Source organism: Pedobacter paludisoli, from assembly GCF_052344095.1.
In the GTDB taxonomy this organism is placed as follows: Bacteria; Bacteroidota; Bacteroidia; order Sphingobacteriales; family Sphingobacteriaceae; genus Pedobacter.
The window spans coordinates 951,950-972,389 of record NZ_CP179926.1 but is presented as its reverse complement, the minus strand read 5'-3'; the positions used below and the strand labels follow the sequence as shown (position 1 = coordinate 972,389).

The 20,440-nt window shown below is 37.0% G+C and carries 17 protein-coding genes; 4 read left to right on the top strand and 13 right to left on the bottom strand.

Translation table 11 applies throughout. The features are described 5' to 3' along the window. Positions 1–42 precede the first annotated feature (42 nt). Both ACJVDK_RS03815 and ACJVDK_RS03810 read right to left on the bottom strand, forming a co-directional pair. Positions 43–2,385, bottom strand: coding sequence for a beta-L-arabinofuranosidase domain-containing protein (locus tag ACJVDK_RS03815; RefSeq protein WP_443938965.1), 2,343 nt, complete (start codon positions 2,383–2,385; stop codon positions 43–45). Positions 2,386–2,388: 3 nt separating this feature from the next. Continuing rightward, positions 2,389–3,714 carry a rhamnogalacturonan acetylesterase gene (locus tag ACJVDK_RS03810; protein WP_443938964.1) on the bottom strand — a complete coding sequence of 442 codons (1,326 nt, stop codon included), beginning with the start codon at positions 3,712–3,714 and terminating at the stop codon, positions 2,389–2,391. A gap of 761 nt (positions 3,715–4,475) precedes the next feature. On the opposite strand from ACJVDK_RS03810, the gene ACJVDK_RS03805 reads away from it, so the two are divergent. Next, positions 4,476–6,635, top strand: a complete 2,160-nt coding sequence (locus ACJVDK_RS03805; RefSeq protein ID WP_443938963.1) for an FUSC family membrane protein — start codon at positions 4,476–4,478, stop codon at positions 6,633–6,635. 9 nt (positions 6,636–6,644) lie between these two features. Here ACJVDK_RS03805 and ACJVDK_RS03800 read toward each other — a convergent pair whose 3' ends face one another. Further along, positions 6,645–7,889 carry an ABC transporter permease gene (locus ACJVDK_RS03800; RefSeq protein ID WP_443938962.1) on the bottom strand — a complete coding sequence of 415 codons (1,245 nt, stop codon included), beginning with the start codon at positions 7,887–7,889 and terminating at the stop codon, positions 6,645–6,647. A gap of 230 nt (positions 7,890–8,119) precedes the next feature. Between ACJVDK_RS03800 and queA the strand changes: the two genes are divergently transcribed. Together queA and ACJVDK_RS03790 are read left to right on the top strand one after the other, a co-directional pair. Continuing rightward, positions 8,120–9,169, top strand: coding sequence for a tRNA preQ1(34) S-adenosylmethionine ribosyltransferase-isomerase QueA (queA, locus tag ACJVDK_RS03795; RefSeq protein WP_443938961.1), 1,050 nt, complete (start codon positions 8,120–8,122; stop codon positions 9,167–9,169). A 63-nt stretch (positions 9,170–9,232) separates the two neighbouring features. Beyond that, positions 9,233–9,898 (top strand): 2-C-methyl-D-erythritol 4-phosphate cytidylyltransferase, encoded by a 666-nt coding sequence (locus tag ACJVDK_RS03790; protein WP_443938960.1) that lies wholly within the window; start codon positions 9,233–9,235, stop codon positions 9,896–9,898. A gap of 57 nt (positions 9,899–9,955) precedes the next feature. Here the strand turns inward: ACJVDK_RS03790 and ACJVDK_RS03785 are convergent, their stop codons facing one another. The 9 genes from ACJVDK_RS03785 to ACJVDK_RS03745 all read right to left on the bottom strand — a co-directional run bounded on the left by ACJVDK_RS03785 (position 9,956) and on the right by ACJVDK_RS03745 (position 18,237). Then, entirely contained in the window at positions 9,956–10,114 is a 159-nt protein-coding gene (locus ACJVDK_RS03785; protein WP_443938959.1) for a lmo0937 family membrane protein, read from the bottom strand. 167 nt (positions 10,115–10,281) lie between these two features. After that, positions 10,282–11,571 carry a citrate synthase gene (locus ACJVDK_RS03780; protein WP_443938958.1) on the bottom strand — a complete coding sequence of 430 codons (1,290 nt, stop codon included), beginning with the start codon at positions 11,569–11,571 and terminating at the stop codon, positions 10,282–10,284. Positions 11,572–11,701: 130 nt separating this feature from the next. Beyond that, positions 11,702–12,235: a DUF3347 domain-containing protein gene (locus ACJVDK_RS03775; RefSeq protein ID WP_443938957.1), complete on the bottom strand. Its 534-nt coding sequence runs from the start codon at positions 12,233–12,235 to the stop codon at positions 11,702–11,704. A 244-nt stretch (positions 12,236–12,479) separates the two neighbouring features. Then, the gene (locus ACJVDK_RS03770; RefSeq protein ID WP_443938956.1) at positions 12,480–12,998 is read right to left on the bottom strand and encodes an outer membrane beta-barrel protein; all 519 of its coding nucleotides are present in this window, start codon (positions 12,996–12,998) and stop codon (positions 12,480–12,482) included. 128 nt (positions 12,999–13,126) lie between these two features. Next, complete coding sequence (gene miaA, locus ACJVDK_RS03765; protein ID WP_443938955.1) at positions 13,127–14,044, bottom strand: tRNA (adenosine(37)-N6)-dimethylallyltransferase MiaA; 918 nt, start codon at positions 14,042–14,044, stop codon at positions 13,127–13,129. A gap of 2 nt (positions 14,045–14,046) precedes the next feature. Next, the gene (locus ACJVDK_RS03760) at positions 14,047–14,847 is read right to left on the bottom strand and encodes a Mom family adenine methylcarbamoylation protein (protein ID WP_443938954.1); all 801 of its coding nucleotides are present in this window, start codon (positions 14,845–14,847) and stop codon (positions 14,047–14,049) included. A gap of 60 nt (positions 14,848–14,907) precedes the next feature. Further along, positions 14,908–15,270: a hypothetical protein gene (locus tag ACJVDK_RS03755; protein ID WP_443938953.1), complete on the bottom strand. Its 363-nt coding sequence runs from the start codon at positions 15,268–15,270 to the stop codon at positions 14,908–14,910. Between the two features lie 49 nt (positions 15,271–15,319). Further along, a complete protein-coding gene (locus ACJVDK_RS03750) occupies positions 15,320–16,414 on the bottom strand; it encodes an MBL fold metallo-hydrolase (RefSeq protein WP_443938952.1) in 1,095 nt (364 codons plus the stop codon). A 467-nt stretch (positions 16,415–16,881) separates the two neighbouring features. Further along, positions 16,882–18,237, bottom strand: coding sequence for a Gfo/Idh/MocA family protein (locus ACJVDK_RS03745; RefSeq protein WP_443938951.1), 1,356 nt, complete (start codon positions 18,235–18,237; stop codon positions 16,882–16,884). A 136-nt stretch (positions 18,238–18,373) separates the two neighbouring features. Here ACJVDK_RS03745 and ACJVDK_RS03740 point away from each other — a divergent pair, with 136 nt between their 5' ends. Continuing rightward, positions 18,374–19,387 carry a LacI family DNA-binding transcriptional regulator gene (locus tag ACJVDK_RS03740; RefSeq protein ID WP_443938950.1) on the top strand — a complete coding sequence of 338 codons (1,014 nt, stop codon included), beginning with the start codon at positions 18,374–18,376 and terminating at the stop codon, positions 19,385–19,387. A 57-nt stretch (positions 19,388–19,444) separates the two neighbouring features. Here ACJVDK_RS03740 and ACJVDK_RS03735 read toward each other — a convergent pair whose 3' ends face one another. After that, a complete protein-coding gene (locus ACJVDK_RS03735; protein ID WP_443938949.1) occupies positions 19,445–20,374 on the bottom strand; it encodes a helix-turn-helix transcriptional regulator in 930 nt (309 codons plus the stop codon). Positions 20,375–20,440 lie beyond the last annotated feature (66 nt).

Sequence of the window (20,440 nt, the reverse complement as noted above, 5' to 3'; positions counted from 1 at the left end):
AGCATCTAGCTGATTGCTTTGTTCCTCGTTATCTCAGCCCATCTATTTCATTAAACGCACTTCGTAAATGTTGGCAACCGCCGAACCAGCATCTGCTACAAATTTCAATTCAAAACTCGCTTTTCTTAAGGTTGCAGGAATCGCCACATCTACAGCCACAAAACCGTCACCTTTGGTACCATCCAGTTTCAAATTTTCAAGGAGCTGATCATTGAAATAAACCGAAAAAGCTTTATTCCGCTCCTTGCCATAAACAGTCAAACGTACTTTCGTAGCTACTAATTTCGGGTCTCTTAACTGGTAACTAAACCAAGCGGTAGCATTTCTATAGTGACGTTCTTGGAAAAGACCATTTGTTGTCTTTTCACCCTTAAAACCATGGTCCGATTCTGGTTGCTGTTCGCCGGTGTTTACCAAATCAATGGTGTGCTGTTCCAAATCAACTTTAACACGTTCGCTTACCAGCATATCTGCCAACTTCTTATCTAACTCATTTTTTGCAACAAAAGGCCAATACAGCACATAACGTTCGTCATGTAGGGTATAAAAGGGAACTAATTTTAATTTTTTATATGCAGGTTGATAAATCAAATTTGCTGCAGAAAAGGTCATGGGTTGATTCTTCTCTTTTATTAAACCATCCGCCAACTCTTTCTTCTCACCAATAATGAATGGAGCATCACTTAAAGGCAATAGAGGTCCGCTTGCGATGTGTCCCATTCTACTGCCATCTGCCGTTAAATTTGGTTGACTTAAGGTATCCAAAGCAGCTGCCAAAACAAAAGGCCCGCGTTTAAATGCCAACCAATCAGAGCCATCCGGTAAAAACACCGTTTCAACATGCATAGGCATCTTTACTTCAATCAAATCGTTGCTTTGCCAAAGGCGATTTATTCCGAAATACCCATTTGCATCTTTTGTAACAGTTACTTTTTTTCCATTAATAGACACTTGTGTCGCCCCCTCTTTAACCCAATATGGAGCTCTGAAACGAATCCCGAATCGAGCAGACTTCTTGAGTTTTAACCGAAATTTAGCCACATCATTTTTCGCTAAATCGACTTCTTGTGTGATGTGCAGCCCTTTTTCCTCCCAAGCTAATTCCGATGCGATAAATAGATTAACAAATAAATCGCTTGCCGTATGCGCATAGATAATTTCACCGTACTTTGCGTGATTTTCTAAACCAGAACCTACACAACACCAAAAACTTTCTTGTGGACTCGAATACGTGCGGTAATGTCCTGGACGGATAGGCGTAAAATAAACAAAACCACCCGCTGGACGTTGTGTACTTAAAATATGATTGTAAACCGTTTCCTCGTAATAATCCATATATTTTGCCAAGGTACTCGACAAAAACAATTGTTCGCTCAGCTTAAGCATGTTGTATGAATTGCAAGTTTCTGGTCCTTCACGCGATTCAATCATCGATGAAAAATCATTTGTCGGATTAAAATGTTCGCGTACACTATTCCCACCAATGGCAATACTGCGATGTTCGACCACCGTATTCCAAAAAAAAGCCGAAGCCTCTGACCATTTTTTATCCCCATTTAGCAGCGCTATTTGCTCAAAACCAATCACTTTTGGTATCTGCGTATTGGCATGAATACCCGTTAAGGCATCTTTTCCTTTCAGAAGCGGATTCAAAAGTGCTAAATCCGAAAATTGAATAGCCAATTTCAAATATTTCTTATTCCCGGTTAGGTCATAAACCTTTGCAAAAATCTCATTTAAGCCCCCATGCTCACTTTTAAGCATTTCCTGCACTTGAGCATCACGAAGACCTGAAACCAAATCGATGCACCAATCAGTCAATGCAATTAACATGCCTTTGGCTTGTGTATTTCCCGCAAAGAAATACGCATCGTACAAACCCGCATATATTTTATGGATGTTGTATAAAGGAACCCAGCGTCCGTTTAACGAGAAACTTGCCGCGCGAATGTTCCCTGCTTTAATCTCTGCCCACATAACCTTTCCTTTCGGTATTCCTGACAAATAACCGTTTCCGTTCTTTTGCTGACAGGCATTTAATTCTCTTATCACATAATCAATACGCTCCTTAACTGTCTTATCATGTGTGGCGGCATACATCATGGATAGCGCAGAAAGATAATGGCCTCCTATATGTCCATCCAAGCCTGTGTTTTCCCAATTCCCATACGATTCTGCCTTAGGAGTCAAACCCGATTCTTTGAGGTATGGCGCTAACAAGCGGTCCGGATCTAAGGACAAAATATAATTTAAATCTGTTTCTTGTGCCTGTTTAAACGGCTCATCCAATAGCTTTACCGCCGACAATGGAAAAGTCTTCAACGATTCCTGAGCAACGCAAGCAAAAGAAACGGCAAAAAAGAAAATGAAAACTATTTTCTTCATTCCTTAATTTCCATCAGGTTTTACTAAGCTACTTTTCGGACTTTCAGGCCATTGCCAGGTAGCAAAATTATCTGGTTTCGCAGGATTAAACGCAGGTAAATCATCTACAAAATATTTCGTAAGTCCCAATTTCCCTTCTTTAATACCTAAAATGACACATTGTGCAATCTCATAGGCACCGTAGGGATTAAAATGGGTATTATCGGCTAATGCCTTTGTTTGTCCGGGATAGGTATTTGCAGGATAATGCACAAATGCTTTAACGGAATTTTGTTCTCCTAAAGCATTGAACAACGAGGTAGTCATTGCGTTCAAGTCAATTAAGGCAACTTTCTCTTCAGCAGCTACCTTACGTGCTGCATCTGGAAAATCACCCAAAGAATTCACAATTTTTCCTTCAGGGCCGAAAGAACGACGACTAGTTGAAGTTAAAATCACCGGAATCCCACCCTTTTTCTTTGTTTCGGCCACAAAATATTTTAAACGCTCGGTGTACGACTTATAGGCGCCATCATTTGGTCCCTTGTCTTTTTGATCGTTATGTCCAAATTCAATAAAAAGATAATCACCTGGTTTCATGATACTCAATACTTTATCTAAACGGCGACTACCTTTAAAAGAACCTAGGGTTAAACCTGATTCTGCATGGTTAGCAATGGCTATCCCCGGCTTAAAGAAACGTGGTATCATTTGCCCCCAAGAACCCCAAGGCTCATCATCTTGATTTACCACGGTAGAATTTCCCGCTAAAAAAACGGTAATTTGATCCTCCACCTTGGTAATTTCCATCGCATTCAATGCGGTCGTATAATCAAACTCCAAGGTCAATTTATCATCCCAGTCCAATTTGGTTAACTCACGTGGCTTCAATCCAACAACAGTTCCTCCGGCAATATTCTTGTCCTTAATATTCACGATAAATGTTTTGGTAACTACTTCACCCGGTTTTGTTTCGATGTTTTCCAACATCAATCTTCTCGATTCTGCTTTTACCGTTGTTTTACTGGCCAACTTTGCAGCACCCAACGTTAGGGTAACCTTGTAATTCCCTTCTGACAGATTAACCGAAAAATAAAAAGGTTTATCAGCTTTTACTAATCCATCGGTTAAAGCATTCTTGCCACCTTGATTAAGGTCTGTAACCTTCGAATCTAAATCGAAACCATACCCTTTTTCTTTTGAATAGGTATCAGCGGCTAAAACTTGTAAATATCCTTTTTGCGTTTTCCCTGGGCCAAAATCAAATTTATAGCTCGTTTTTTGTGCGTATACACTGGTACTGAGAAATAAGGCTAAAAGCGTCCATTTGGACGAATAGGGAATCTTCATTGATTTATTGAAATTTTAATTGGTTAGAAATAGATGCCAAAGTAGCTTTTAAAGCGAAAATAACTATCCTGCACTATTCTGCAAATTTAATGTAAAACAAAACGGGGTTCTTCCTCTTTCGATTCAGTTCCCCGTTTAACCTTAAAGACAACCATAGTTGTTTTTAAAGCATCTCATTACTCTTTACTTCGATTTTTCCCTTGACACTTGGTTCTAAAACTTTCGTGTTAGCTGAAAATTTATTTCCTATAACTCCCATACGTATATTTCGGTTATTCTCAATAATTTCTTATCGGGCTCCTTTCAATTTTCATAGTCTGCTTACACGTCCTATATATTCCCTATTGGCTTAACCGCTATGGAAACAATTGCTCTCCCTAAAAAACTCCCAAGTAATGTACCTTATCAGTTTCACTACTTTTTTGGTTGTTAGTCAGAATTCAAAGTACTTCGTAATTGATATGATCTAATTTAAGAATAAATAACTGATTATCAATACCTAAATATTTTTTTTTATTCACAAAATTATCCACTTAAGCTCAAAACGTTTCTGAAACAAAAAACGTTTAATTTTATACATATACGCTATAAATCAACAAGATCATACAAGTTATTAACATATTGACAATCAATACAATTAACAAATTAACATGCAATATACATTCCTTTTAGTCGGAACTTTCTCGTAAAAAGTGTGATTTGGTTCAAAACTTAAATTAAAAAGAAGAAAAAAACTTATAGCATTATAGTAAATTTGTGGTATGGAGATCAAGCAACCGATCAGAAGCATTCAGGATTTTTTATTAAGCACCTATTTTGCAGATGGTTTGCGTATCACCATCGGTGTTTTACTTCCTTCGCTCATTTTTGCGCAATTCGGTTTGCTCAAATACGGCATGACTTTGTCGTTAGGCGCCCTTTGCATCAGTGTTGTCGACAGTCCAGGTCCTATGCGACATCGGTTAAACGCCATGCTTATTACCACTGTCTTAATTACTATTTTTTCTATCCTTACGGGATTAACCAACAAGAATCATTTTTTCATTGGCTGTTTGTTGATGGTATCTTGCTTTATTTTCTCGATGTTTTACGTTTATGGCGTACGTGCAGCCTCTATCGGAACCGCCGTTTTACTCATCATGGTACTTAGTATCGATGATATACGTCCTTGGAGAGATGTATTAAAATATGCGTTATTTATTTTAGCAGGAAGTATTTGGTACACTGGCTTAAGCTATTTTGTCTACCGCCTACGCCCCTTTCGTGTCGTTCAGCAAGCTTTAAGCGATTCCATTTTTGAGGTTGCTGAATTTCTACGAGAAAAGGCAAAATTCTATCGACAAGATAACAACTATGATAAAACCTATGCCGATTTAATTCAGCTGCAGGCCACCGTGCACCAAAAACAAGATGCCGTACGCGAATTGCTCTTTAAAACGCGCGAAATTGTACGTGATACAACCCCTGAAGGACGTTTTTTATTGCTCGTTTTTGTAGACATGGTCGATTTGTTTGAACAAGTGATGTCGACCTATTACAATTACCAACAATTGCACGATCAATTTGATAAAATAGGCATTCTTTCTAATTACGAAATGGCTATAAAACGAATTTCCTATGCCTTAGATGATATTTCATTTGCCTTAAAAAGTGGTGGAAAGCCTCAAATATCGAAACGCTTATTGATTGAAGTGGAGCGGTTAAAAATCAAAATCAATTCACTGGAGCACAACAACACCAACAGCGAATTTAGCACATCAGGCATTATTGCCTTGAAGAATATAGAAGTTAATATCGAGAATATCCTGTCAAGAGTAAAAACCATTTCCAGCTATTTTAAATTAAGAAGCAGTAAAGATTTAGGGAAAACGGAAGTGGATACCGAGAAATTCATCACCCATCAAAGTTTCGATTTTAGCAAATTCACCGAAAACCTGACGTACAGTTCTTCTACTTTTCGTCATTCCTTGCGCGTAACGGTGGTTATGCTGCTGGGCTATATAGTATCTCAAATTTTAAATTTCTCACATAGCTATTGGATTTTATTAACCATTTTGGTGATTTCCAAACCCGGTTTTAGCTTAACCAAAGAGCGTAACTACCAGCGTTTAATCGGCACCACCATCGGCGTATTTGTGGGGATGGGCGTGGTAACATATGTGCACGATCGTCATACACTTTTTGTGATTTTGCTCATTTGTATGATTGGTTGTTATAGTTTTCAGCGCAAGAATTATGTTGTAAGTGTATTATTTATGACTCCTTACATTTTAATCCTTTTTGACTTTTTGGGGATGGGTACCATCGCATTGGCTCAAGAACGCATTTACGACACCTTCATTGGTTCTGGAATTGCCCTACTGGCCAGTTATTCACTTTTTCCAACTTGGGAATACGAAAACCTGAAAGAAGCTATGCTAGATGTGATTCAGGCCAATCATGACTATTACAATCAAGTGGCTGGCTTGTATTTTGGTCAAAACTATAACCGTACCGAGTATAAACTCGCGCGCAAAGAAGTATATGTAAGCACCGCCAATTTAGCTTCACTTTTTCAACGAATGTTTGCCGAACCAAAAAGCAAACAATTGTTTATCAAAGAGGTACATCAGTTTTCAGCCTTAAACCACCATTTATCCTCTTACATTGCCACGCTTTCTTTATACAACAAGGAACATGATTTTACGTTCGAAAATTTCGACCATTTAAAACCTATATCAAATAATACCAAATACTTATTAGACATTGCTGCTAATAACTTAAAGGAAGGTATCAATACCGTAGAAAATGTTCCATTGATTCGCTTGAACGAGGCTGCTACCGCTATTAAAAAAGGCGAAGACCTTGTTCCCGAACAATTTAATCTTATCCAAAAAGTAGCATACGACGTATATAAATTATCCCTTCAAATTAAACTTTAAGATTCTTAACTACGATCGAATGGCTTCAACAGGATCTAATCTGGAAGCAGAATATGCAGGCCAAAAACCGGAAATTACGCCAATTATCACAGAAACTGTTACGCCTAAGGCAATGTTATTTAATCCGAGCAATATCTGAACATCCAAAGCCAGCTTAATTACCACGGTTGTTAAATAAACCAAGATTAAACCTAAAGCCCCTCCTAGTAGACAAAGCGAGATCGATTCGAAAATAAACTGAAGTAAAATGAAATAGTTTTTAGCGCCAAGCGATTTTTGAATACCGATAATATTGGTACGCTCCTTTACCGAAACAAACATGATATTCGCAATACTAAATCCTCCAACCAAAATAGAAAAACCTCCAATTACCCAACCTGCTAGATTTACAACATCAAACATTTTATTTAATTGGTTGGTTATTACCGTTGTTTTATTCAGTGCAAAATCATCGTCTTGACCAGGTCTTAAACGATGAATAGAGCGCATTAAACCTTTCAATTCACTTTCAATTTCCTCTAAGGAGATATTATCATTACCCCGTACCGTGATTTGCGGATTGTAGCGTTCATCTTGCAAATCGAAAATACCTTTAGCTAAATTAAGAGGAATTAGAGTAAGGTTATCAAGAGAATTACCAAACATGTCTTCTCCTTCTTTCTTAAACACGCCAATAACAGTAACCCTTCTCCCCATTACTTTAATTTGTTTACCAAGAGCTGGCTGCGAATCAAATAATCCCTCAGCTACTTGCGCACCAATAATGACCATTGGCGCCCCTAATTTACTCTCTCCTTCTGTAAAATAACGACCTTCTTGAAGTTCAAAATTCCATGTTTTATTAAAATCAAAGGTAGCGGCATTTACACCTACTCCTTCTACGGAATTGCTTCTATATTTAATTGTACGATTGCTTGTTGATGCCTCAAAGGTAATACCCTGCGCGTTCGTCATCCTTTCTCTTAATTCGTCAAAATCGCGCAACGAGGGCTGTGGACGATTCATGTATTTCCACCATGGATAATTATCTTCAAAACTCCATGGCCATTTCTGGATGTAAATAGTGTTTGAACCCAATTTATCCACGCTGGCCTGTAGCTTATTTCTAAAGGTATCAACGGCCGAAAAAACCGTTATAATGGTAAAAATACCGATGGTAATTGCCAATAAAGACAACATGGTTCGCATTTTATTTTGGCGTAATGCATCAAATGCAAATCGGAAACTCTCGCCTATTAACCTAAAGATTATCATAATTACAGTTTAGACACCAACAAGTGGGATTCGTTACAGCTAGATTCAAAACTAAAAAAATATTCTTGATTCAACTAAGATATACGACATGTTATTCATCGTTGACGCTTGAAAAGTCAAATTTTTGTATTAATTTATACCCATATTTCGAATATCTATAATTGAAATAGATAAAATACCAAAAAGAAAAATTAAATTCGTATTTTTGCACCTCAAAAAATTCATCAGGAATGAAATTATCACAATTCAAATTCAACTTACCAGAGTCTCTTATTGCCCATACCCCTTCTGAACAACGTGACGAAGCGCGCTTAATGGTTTTACATAAAGACAGCGGTAAAATTGAACATAAGATATTTAAAGACGTTTTAAATTATTTCGACGATCAAGACGTAATGATCTTAAACAACACCAAAGTTTTTCCTGCTCGTTTATATGGAAACAAGGAAAAAACTGGTGCAACAATTGAAGTATTCTTATTGCGCGAATTAAATAAAGAATTACGCTTATGGGATGTATTAGTTGATCCTGCGCGTAAAATTCGTGTGGGCAATAAACTTTACTTCGGCGACGATGATTTATTGGTTGCTGAGGTAGTAGACAATACCACTTCTAGAGGCCGCACCATTCGTTTCTTATTTGAAGGTACGGACGAAGAATTTAGAAAAAACGTTGAAATTTTAGGTGAAACTCCGCTTCCAAAATACATTAAACGTAAAGCAACTGCTGAAGATAAAGAACGTTATCAAACCATTTTCGCGAAACACGAAGGTGCAGTAGCAGCTCCAACGGCAGGCTTACACTTCAGTCGTGAATTAATGAAACGTTTGGAGTTAAAAGGTATTAACTTTGCTGAAGTTACCCTTCACGTGGGCTTAGGTACTTTTAGAACCGTTGAGGTAGAGGATTTAACCAAACACAAAATGGATTCGGAACAATTTATCATCGAACAAAAAGATGCTGATATTGTAAACAAAGCCATTGAAGAGAAAAGAAAAGTATGCGCTGTTGGTACAACATCAATGCGTTCAATTGAATCAGCTGTTTCTGCAAACAGAACATTAAAAGCTGCAAATGATTGGACTAGCAAATTCATCTTCCCTCCATACGATTTTAGTATCGCAAATTCAATGATTACGAATTTCCACACACCTGAATCAACTTTATTGATGATGATTAGTGCTTTTGGTGGTTACGAGAACGTAATGAATGCGTATGAAGTTGCAGTAAAAGAAAAATACAAATTCTATAGCTATGGCGATGCCATGCTAATTATCTAATTGCATCAAAAATATGGAGCGTTGTACAAACGCTCCATATTTTTTAACTTGTTTTATCCGAACATGAAATACTACGCTATTATTGTAGCAGGCGGTTCTGGCAATCGGATGCAAACAGAAACTCCCAAACAATTCTTGCTGCTCCATAATCTTCCGGTTATGATGCACACGATTAAAGCATTTGCCCAAAGCGAGTCACAACCCAAAATTTTTGTCGTTCTAAACCAAGAGCAACACGCCTACTGGAGTAGACTTTGTACCGAATTTCAATTTCATGTTCCTCACACTGTAGTAGCGGGAGGAAAAGAACGTTTTCATTCCGTACAAAACGCTATTCAATTAATTGAAGAAGACGGTTACGTAGCCATTCACGATGCCGTACGCCCATTAATATCCAAAAAATTAATTGATCGGTGCTTTCAAGCAGCTATTGAAAATGGAAATGCTATTGCAGCAGTTCAATCAAGCGATAGTGTACGCAGCTTAAGTGGTCAAAAATCGAAAGCTTTACCACGCAATGAAATCTACTTAGTACAAACGCCACAAACTTTTCAATTAGCTGTTTTAAAAGATGCTTACTTACAAGAGTTTAACAGTCATTTTACAGATGATGCCAGTGTAGTAGAATCTAATGGCCATGTTATTCATATTCTTGAAGGTGAACGAAACAACATTAAAATTACCTATCCTAGCGATTTAGAACTTGCAGAACTTCTGTTAAAGAAGTAAGCTGCCCGTTCTAATTTCATGCTATTTTTTCTGAACTTTTATTGCTCTTGATTTTTATTAGGCTGCCCGTCCGATGATTTTAAGTAATATAGCAATTACCGCTATTACTAAAAGTACGTGAATAATTCCTCCTACATCACCGAATCCGTGAAAGATGAAACCAATGACCCATAATATTACCAATACTACCGCGATCAAATACAATAAATTTCCCATAGTGTTAATGCTTTAATAATTAATTTTGAAGTAGTAACACACGGTTAAGGATTTTTGTTTCTCAAAAAAGACAAAACAAAACACAAACAACTGAAATTAAGCTGTTTAACACAAAAAATAAATAATTTTAGATAAAAAAAATCCCCGATTTTCATCGGGGATTTCTATTATTTTCTATTTTTTATATCGACAAATTCTCTGTCTACTTCTCCTACATAAACTTGACGTGGGCGACCAATTGGCTCTTTATTTTCTTTCATTTCTTTCCATTGAGCAATCCATCCTGGTAAACGTCCTAAAGCGAATAATACAGTAAACATCTCAGATGGGAAACCTAAAGCACGGTAAATGATACCTGAATAAAAATCTACATTCGGATATAATTTACGGTCGATAAAATATTGATCTGTTAAAGCTGCTTCTTCTAATTTTTTAGCAATCTCTAATACAGGATCATTAATACCTAAATTCTCTAAAATATCGTCACAAGCTTTCTTAATAATTTTAGCACGTGGATCGAAATTTTTGTACACACGGTGACCAAAGCCCATCATGCGGAATGGATCGTTTTTATCTTTTGCTTTCTTAATCCATTTTTCAGTATCACCACCGTCTTCTTTAATACGCTCAAGCATTTCAATTACCGCTTGATTCGCACCGCCATGTAAAGGGCCCCACAAAGCTGCAATACCCGCTGAGATAGAGGCATATAAATTACAATCCGATGAACCTACAATACGAACGGTTGAAGCAGAACAATTTTGCTCATGATCAGCATGCAGAATCAACAATTTGTTCATTGCATTTACTACAACCGGGTTTACTTCATAATCTTCGGTACGTTGCCCGAAAGTCATCCATAAATAATTGGTTACGTAATCGTATTTATTTTTAGGATAGATAAGTGGATGTCCTAAAGATTTTTTATAAATGAATGCTACAATTGTAGGTAATTTAGCCAGCAATTTAATGATGGTTAAATTTTGTTGTTCAGCCGTTTGATTTTGCTCTAAACACTCTGGATAAAAAGTTGACAAAGAGAATATTAACGAACCTAATTGACCCATTGGATGCGATTTTGACGGATAACCATCAAAAAATTTCTTCATATCCTCATGAATCAGTGTATGCTGACTAATTTCGGCTTGAAAAGCATCTAATTGTGCTTGTGTAGGTAAATCACCATAAATAACAAGATATGCTACTTCTAAAAAACTTGATTTTTCGGCAAGTTGCTCAATAGAATACCCTCTATATTTTAAAACCCCTTTCTCTCCATCTAAAAACGTGATTTTACTTTTAGTAGATCCCGTATTTTTAAAACCAGCATCTAAGGTGATTAAACCGCTTGTATCTCTTAATTTAGAAATATCAATGGCTTTTTCATCCTCTGTTCCTTTTATTACTGGCAATTCTATTGTCTTACCGTCAACTTTTATCTCTGCAATATCTGACATATTATTGTATTGTGTTTATAGCTTCCTAAGTTATGTAAAATTTAATATTCGCGCATAGCAAAACTGTTAAATAAATGTGAATTATTCGTCAAAAAACGCGTAACAATCCCATTATCTTTCCAGTTGATTTTTATTTGGATTTTATCTCTTCCACTACCCTACCGCATTCCAGCATTTCATCCCCATAATATGGATTACGAATTTCCTTTGCAGAAGACAACCAATCGCCACCATCGCCTTTGTTGGCCATTGGACAATGTTGTATATACACTACGCCTTGACTCAATTCTTTCGTTTTAAACAAGGTAATTAAACTTTGGCTTACGTTTGTAAATGATTTGCGCTGAGCGATTAATTGCGTTGTATTGGCAATGCTATCTGCTGATAAAGCAATTTTGCCTGCTTCGGGATAGATATCTAAACTTTGCTTTAAAGAGCTTGCAAATTGCTTTGCCTGAACAGAGTCTGACTTTACCAGTGCATTTTTTAAATCTTCGTACTGTGCAAATAACGTTTGTGTTTTTTCATCTTTAAAGCTTACCGCTACCGCATTGGTAGCAACTAAATCTTGATGGGTAGTATCGGCATGTTCATCACTGTGTTTGTTTACCTGATTACAGGCCATTAAGGTACCGACTAGTGCAATTGCAAATATTCGTTTCATTGTATTTGGTTTTCGGCTCAAAATAAGAATTTAATTACTAAAAAAGCACAAAAAAAACCAAAGATTTAAAAAATTACTTAATTATAATGAAATTTCTATTTTTTTATCGAACGACCACTATAAACAAGACAAAATAGATAATTGGTAAACAGCATGAAACAAAGCTAGGGGTAAAATTGAATAGACTTTAAAACAAAAAAAAGCCCACGCATAAGCGTGAGCTTTGAAAATAAATTGTCTTTTCTTACAATGCAAATCCATAGGCTAAACGAAGACCTACGAAACCGGTATTTGAACTATTTCTCGATAATCCTTCGTACTTAACTCCTAAGTCTAAGCCGTTGCTCCAAGCATATCCAATTGCAGGCGAATAAACGAAAGAGGTGCCTGAACCTTCATTTGTTCCAAAACCTGCACCCAACTCAGCTAAACCGTAAAGACCGGAACCGCTAGGATTAAAAAAGTATTTAGCACCCACTTTTAAAGGAACATATCCATAATCCGGAAAATCAACTCCCGTATTACCTATTTCTTTTCCATTTAAATTGGTATAACCCGCTGTTACCGGAATTGACAATTGCTTGTCAACATCAAATTGGTAACGTAAATCGATACCCAACGCAACACTGTATGCATCGCTGGTAGGTATACCTACTGTTGCGCCGATTCCTAATTTGTGATTTGATTGGGCCTGTGCATTTGTAGTAAAAAATAAAGCAACTGCAGCTGCTGCTGTTGTCATTAGTTTTGTGATTTTTTTCATGTAGATGTATTTATTTATAAATCATAGGTTATTTACACTACCATTTACAAATCGGATGCCAAAAAGACACAAAAAACAAGAACCAACACATAAAACACTACTAATCAACAACTAACCGTTTAAATATTTTATCTTAAAACCATTTGCAAAACCTGTTGTTTTAACTGGTTAATGTCCAACGAAGCATCTAACCAATTAATACGAATACCGTCTTTTTCCATCTTCCTAAAATACGTATTCTGGCGTTTGGCATATTGACAAATGGCTATGCCTAATTTCTCTTTTAACACAATTAAACTCATTTCGCCTTTCAGATATTGCACAATAAATTTATATTCTAGTCCATAAAAAACCAGCATTTCTTCGGGAACACCTTCTTTTAATAAAACGGCTACTTCCTCAATCATTCCGGCTTCAAAGCGCGCTTCTAAACGATTTAAGATTTTCTTACGCGTCAGTGTCACCTCATTCTTCAAACCAATAACAAGTGGATGAATGGTTGGTCGTGGCACTTCGATCAAGGTATACTCCTGGAGGTATTCTGCAATTTCAATCGCACGGATGATTCGTTTTTTCGAATCCAAATCGACGTGTTTAATCTGCTCCGCAGGATACGTGTACAACCGCTCTATCAGGCTTTCTTTATCAAGGGATTCTAAGATATTCCGTAAATCATCGTTTACTGGCACAGCGGTATATGGCTGATTCTGCAGAACGCTTTGGAGGTATAAACCTGTACCACCGCATACAATCGGCAGCTTTTTACGGGTTTGAATTTGCTCAAATGCAGTAAAGAAATCATTTTTAAAAGCATCTACGTGATAGCGTTCACCTGGTTCTAAAATATCGATTAAATGATAGGGAATGATTTCATCCGCGATGCGGTATTCCGTTAGATCTTTACCCGTGCCAATATCCATGCGCTTAAAAATTTGGCGGCTATCTGCGCTTATAATTTCGCCCTGCAGGTGCTGAGCAATGGCTACGGCCAACTTTGTTTTACCAGAGGCAGTTGCGCCTAAAATAAACAGTGAATTATAATGCATTTTTAAGTTTTGAGAATAAATTTTAAACTCCCTGTGTTAAACACTTCTATGTTATCGGTTACAGCTTCTTTCTTTAAACGACGATGCAGGGATTCATCCAGCAGGAACAGCTGAGGCGCGATACTCGCCACATACCCAAACTGAAGCCTTAAATAAGCCTCTCCTGCACCCCAATCGCGGTCGGCATAACTCATGATATCGTTGGGCTGTAAATGATCAATAAAGGTCGATAATAATTTACTTAAACCACCCGTAATTGAAAATCCGCTTTTAATCGCAAAACGGATTAATTCGGCTGATTTGTAATCTTCTGAATGTTTCATCTTCCGCAGAGCAGAAAATGTTGCCACTCCCACCAACTCATCTTTCAAAAAAAGTCCGTATTTATACCGACTACTAACCGCTCCCTGCAAATGGTTTTCGTTCAAGAATGCATCAGCCATGGGTTTGGCAATTTTTTGAACCTTGGTTTTCCTTCCGTGGATCCGTTCATTAATGCCTAAAAGGGATTTAATCCGCGCAATTACCTGTGTTTGACGCGTGCACCAAACATCTTCCCAGAGGTGAACCAATTTTAGATTTAAAAGCTGATATTGATTTTGCAGTGCGATTAATTGATCTGGTGTAAACGCATTATGAAGGGGAACCAAATGCACCACAAGCGCCTTTTCATGAAAGATCACCAAAGTGAAAACAGGGTCATTCGCATAAGCTAATGACAAACCATGTTTTGCAAAAACACCCAAAAAGGCATCTTGCCATACAACTAAATTGCTCGTATTACTTGCTGTAGAATGTGGCAAATTGAAAAACTTAAACGAATATACTGCTTTTGTGCTGGCACAAATTTACAGATACTCAGTTTAAATCCATTCTTTTTCTTTAAATCTCGTGTGAATAATTTCAATTAGATTTTCAATCTCCATCAATTGTTTCTTATCAAGGCTACTCAATGAAATGGCGATTACGTCCTCGTTCAACCGTTTCCACTCCTTTTGTTCCGATTGGATGTCTGCAGCGTTTAGTTTTATTTCAACTTCTGCCTCGTTTATGTAAACACCCGCAAAGAAACGTTCCGTAATTTTACCTTTGTCGGTCAAGATATTTTTTTCACTCAACAACACATATTCCTGTTCCGAATCGATATCAACAGCATATCCACGGGTAGCATACGGCTGAAGATAGGCACGTATACTTTGAAAAATTTCGATTAATTCTGTTTTCATAAAAATGCTTTACCTCAGATAAACAACAAACAAGGTAAAATGTTCATTCTTATGTGTTTTCCCACCATTTTTCTGTAGGCAAAGCACTATTTACAACCCAAGTGGCTCCTAATTTTGGTGTTGCTATCGGAAAATTTTGGCGAGCAGCTTCTGCAGTAACCCGTTTAACCGAATCATCCCAGGCATGCATTGCCAACGTAAATTTCCCCCAATGAACAGGCATCAATACACGGGCTTTTAAATCTTTTGCAGCTTCCACCACTTCTTCCGGAAACATATGAATGTTTGGCCAATAAGCGTTGTATTGTCCGCATTCCAATAGTGCCAAATCAAAAGGACCGTACAGCGCTCCTATTTCTTTAAAATGCGTATCGTATCCTGAATCTCCGCCTAAAAACAAACTAGCATTTATCGTTTTCAAAACAAAAGCCGACCATAAGGTTTGATTTCTTTTAAACGTACGTCCTGTAAAATGGCGTGCTGGTACTGCGGTAAAGGTTAAAGAATCAAACAAATTAATCGATTGCCCCCAATTAAGTTCTTTTATTTTAGCGGATTGAATACCCCATTTTTCTAAATGTGCACCAAGCCCCAATGATGTGACAATTTGTTTTGATTGAGGCGCAATTTTCAGTACACTTTGGTAATCTAAATGGTCGTAATGATCGTGTGTTAGCACTAAAACATCAATATTTTTAAAATCTTCTGCCTCTGCAAACTGGGTTCCTTTAAATGCTTTATTTCCTAAAAATGAAAAAGGTGATGGCGTACTACTAAATACCGGGTCAACCAATACGCGCAGGCCTGCTACCTTTATTAAATAAGAGGAATGTCCGAACCAAATAATTTCGGGCGCAGTAGTTTGCTGTAGGGCATCAATTTCTGGCTGAACAAAAGGCAGGGCCTTTTTCGGGATGTTATTGGCATCTTTACCCGTAAAAAATTCTTTAAACATGGTAAAGTAACTTACATTTTCAGGTTTCATTAAGGTAACGCTGAGATTTTGTATCGCACCATCTTTATAGTTTGCTAACTGTTTAATGGCTTGTAACCGTGTACCTTTCGGAAATGCACCAAATACCGGCAATTGCAGAATAAAAAAGAAAAGCAAGATGATAAATAGAATGCTGTAGATGGCTATCATTTTTAAAAATTTCTGCCAAGATAGGAATATGCTTGCCTTAGCCGAAAATCAAATTGTCATGATGATGTGATTTCTATTTTATGGCAAAGTGCACAGAGGTTTTTCACAGCGCATACGGAGTTAGGAATTATAAGGTTTGGCTACATTTGTAGTGTAGTGCAAATTATAAAAATTGCTGTCATTCAGAACGCATGTGAAGAATCTCAATGATGGATATTAATTACGGCTAGTTGATTATAAGATAGCAGGATGAGTTGTTCTTTGTTACGGAGCTAAAAGAACTCCCCTATAGGAGATTCCTCCGCCGTCGGAACAAAATCGTGTATAAAAACTGTTTTTGAATGGTGCATAAAGTACTTCGGAAGTAAACACCGTCGGAATGTCCGAAAGTCAGGGGGCGAATTTCTGGTGTTAAAAAAAAGCGCCTTCAAAAGAAGGCACTTTTCCGATTTACTAAATAATAAGGATTAATAGTCGTCGTTAAGGGCAAACACTGGTTTTCTATGCATCCATTGTCCGCCGGTAAAATCTGGGAATTCTATCGTCGCATTTCCCATTTCAATTGATTGCTCACTTAAAGGAGTGATAGCACTCCAAGCAGCTGCATCATACACATCAAGCGGAGTTGGCTCGTTGCGTTTTGCAGATTCGATAAATGCGTGAATAACAAAGAAATCCATCCCACCGTGTCCAGCTCCATTCGCATCGCTCGCATATTTCTTCCAAAGTGGATGATCGTATTTTTCTAACCAAGGTTTTGCATCGTCCCAAGTATGCGGCTTGCTTACACCTTCTACATATACCCCTTTATTTACATCCATCCATAATCCTTTTGTTCCCTGAAAACGAAAACCTAAAGAATATGGGCGCGGTGAATTGGTATCGTGTTGTAAAATGATGGTTTCTCCATTAGCACAGCCAATCGTAGTGGTTACAATATCCCCTAAACGGAAATTAACCTTTGCGTTTGGATGCGATTCTCCTCCTTTTTCAACAATGTATTTATGCAATCCCATAGCTTTGGTTGAAAAAGAATTTAATTTCAAGAAGCGGTTTCCGCGATTAATATTGATACAATTCGCTACTGGACCAATTCCATGGGTTGGATATAAATCGCCGTTACGATATACGGAATGATTTGTACGCCATTTCGCTTCAGAGAATCCTTTTTCGCCAAATTCTACACCATGACCATAGGGATTCACGCCATCGTTAAATTTAACTTCACGTAAATCGTGTTGATATCCACCTTGAAAATGCAACATGTCACCAAAAACACCTTGACGAACCATGTTTAAAGCGGCTAATACATCACGGCGGTAGCATACATTTTCAAGCATCATTACATGTGCATTATTTTTTTCTGCAGCATGTACTACGTCCCAATGATCTTCTAAATTGATTCCTAAAATTACTTCCGTTGCAACATATTTAATTCCTGAATCGATAGCTCCTAAAATCATTGGTTTATGAAGTTCCCAAGGAGTAGAAATTACAACCGCTTTTAGGCCTTTTGTTGTTTCCAACATTTTTTTCCAAGCATTTTCATCACCTGTAAAAATCTTTGGCATTGGTTTTCCGCTTTTCGCAATTATGGCTTTGCTTCTTTCCAGCATCTTATCACTTACATCGCAAATAGCTACCAAGTCTACATCGTTTCTTTTAAGCAATAAATCCAAGTGATTTTGGCCACGCAAACCTACGCCAATCATGGCCACTTTAATCTTCTCATCTGCTTTAGCTGCGAACAAATTTTTATCTGGAACTACTGCAAAAGCTGCTGTAGTTAAACCGGCGTTTCTTACAAACTGTCTCCTGTTCATCTGTATTGTATTGGGTTAATATGTTTTTTTTTCAAAGTTTGGTTGCTCTAAAGTATGGATATTTATATCTTGCATCGATTTTTAAGCGGAAAAAAACCACGCAAACGTTTGAGTTAAGAAGAAGGAGAAAATAAAAATGTCAAAACCAGCAACCATTAAAGAAATCGCTAAGATTTTAAACATTTCACCATCGAGTGTATCAAGAGGTCTTCACGATCACCCTAGTATTGGTGCTGTAACACGCGAAAAGATTAAGCAACTTGCAAAATCTCTAAATTACGAACCCAATAAAAGCGCTATTTTCTTTCAAAAAGGGAAAACGTATACTATTGGCGTTATTCTTCCAGAATTATCGGAACATTTTTTTTCTACTGCGATTTCTGCCATTGAGGATGAGCTTTTAAAAAAGAATTATACCGTAATTTTTGCTCAATCGCACGATAATTATGAACAAGAAGTAAGCTTAGTGGATAAAATGCGTAATCAGCGTGTAGACGGTCTTTTGGTATCCATTAGTAAAGACACCTCAAACTTTGATCATTTTGAAAAATTAAAATCATTCAACATTCCAGTGGTTTTTTTCGACCGTATCCCTCCTTTCAACAACGTTCACTATGTTGCTTGTAGCTTGGAAAATGCGACGATTAAAGCGATGAATTTCTTACTAAAAAAAGGACACCGAATTATTGGAATGATTAATGGACCCGCTACCTTGTTTGCCAGTAATGAGCGTAAAGAAGGATATATGCAAGCTATTACATTCAACCGCTTGAAATTTGACCCGAGTTTAATTATCAATTGTGATTTGACCGAAGAAAGCATTATTGAAACCACAGACAGCTTCTTAAATCACAAACGAAAACCAACGGCAATCGTTGCATTTAACGATTATACGGCATTGTATTTAATAAAACACCTCAAAAAACTTGGGCAAATTAAGGATTTTGATATCGTTAGCTATGCAAATTTACCAATCATTAGCCACATCGACCATCCTCCTATTGCATCTGTTGAACAGTATCCTTATTTACAAGGTCAAAAAGCTGCGAATATTTTACTGGATTTAATTAATAACCCAAAAAGTGAAAATCAAGCATATTTCAATACCATTATTGAATCAGATTTAGTAATAAGCGAGCCCGAACAATAGCTTATTTACCTGATTTTAAGAAATTTAAATAAAAATCAAACGTTTGCGCGTATTTTTTTATTTATTTAATGTTCCTGGTAAAAAATTGTGTTTCTTTTTAAAGGCTAAAATAAAGTGTTGAGAATTTTTATAGCCTACCAAGAAAGAAACCTCGTTCACCGCTTTTTTTTCGATGGCTAATAACGTGTAGGCTTTTTCCATTCTAAGATTATATAAATATCCAAACACGGTTGTGCCTGTTAGTTCTTTAAACCCTTTTTTTAATTTAAAATCATTTATTCCCACTTTTCTAGCCAATTCCATTAAGGATAAAGGTGTTTGAAGGTTTGCTTCTACTATCTTTTTCGCCATTTCAATTTTATCAACATCAGCACTTTTTAACGTGTGTACGATGCCTTGTGTTTTTTGTTGCAGATAAATTACAGCCAATTCTAGTACTTTCGAATGTAAAAAAGCATGCATTAAACGGCCTGTAAGCTCTTGTTCAAATATAGCTTTCAAGGGTATTTGCATTTCCTTTGAAGTCATTAATACCATTGAATCAACCTCCGTAGCGCTAAATGTTTGCCCTGTTAATTCTTCAAAGTATGCTGTTTTGAACACCATGACAATGAATGTGGCTTGTTTCAGAACCTTCCCACTTAAATCATGAACGGTATTACTAAAAACTGTGTGCTGGTTCGCTTTTAAAATGCTGGACTTTTCGCCTGCTCTTACCATATAACTTACTTGTCCTCCCATACAAAACAACATGCTTACCGAGTGTAAACTTGCTGGAATGGAAAAAGACAATTCTGTTGAGCTGGAAACTTCTACTATAAAAAGTTGTGCATGCTCCACTATTACTTCCTTTATTTGAATCGATTGTGCATCATTATTACATACTTTTACCTTTAAGGGATTATTTACTACATCCTCATTTCTCTGTTGCAAATCTTCTAAAAAAAGTGGTGTTCCAGTTTGGTATTCAGCAAAGGCGATTTTCATAATTAATCCGTTTAGCGGCATAAATTATCCGTTTGACGTTATCTGTTAAGTTTGATTATCCACAAA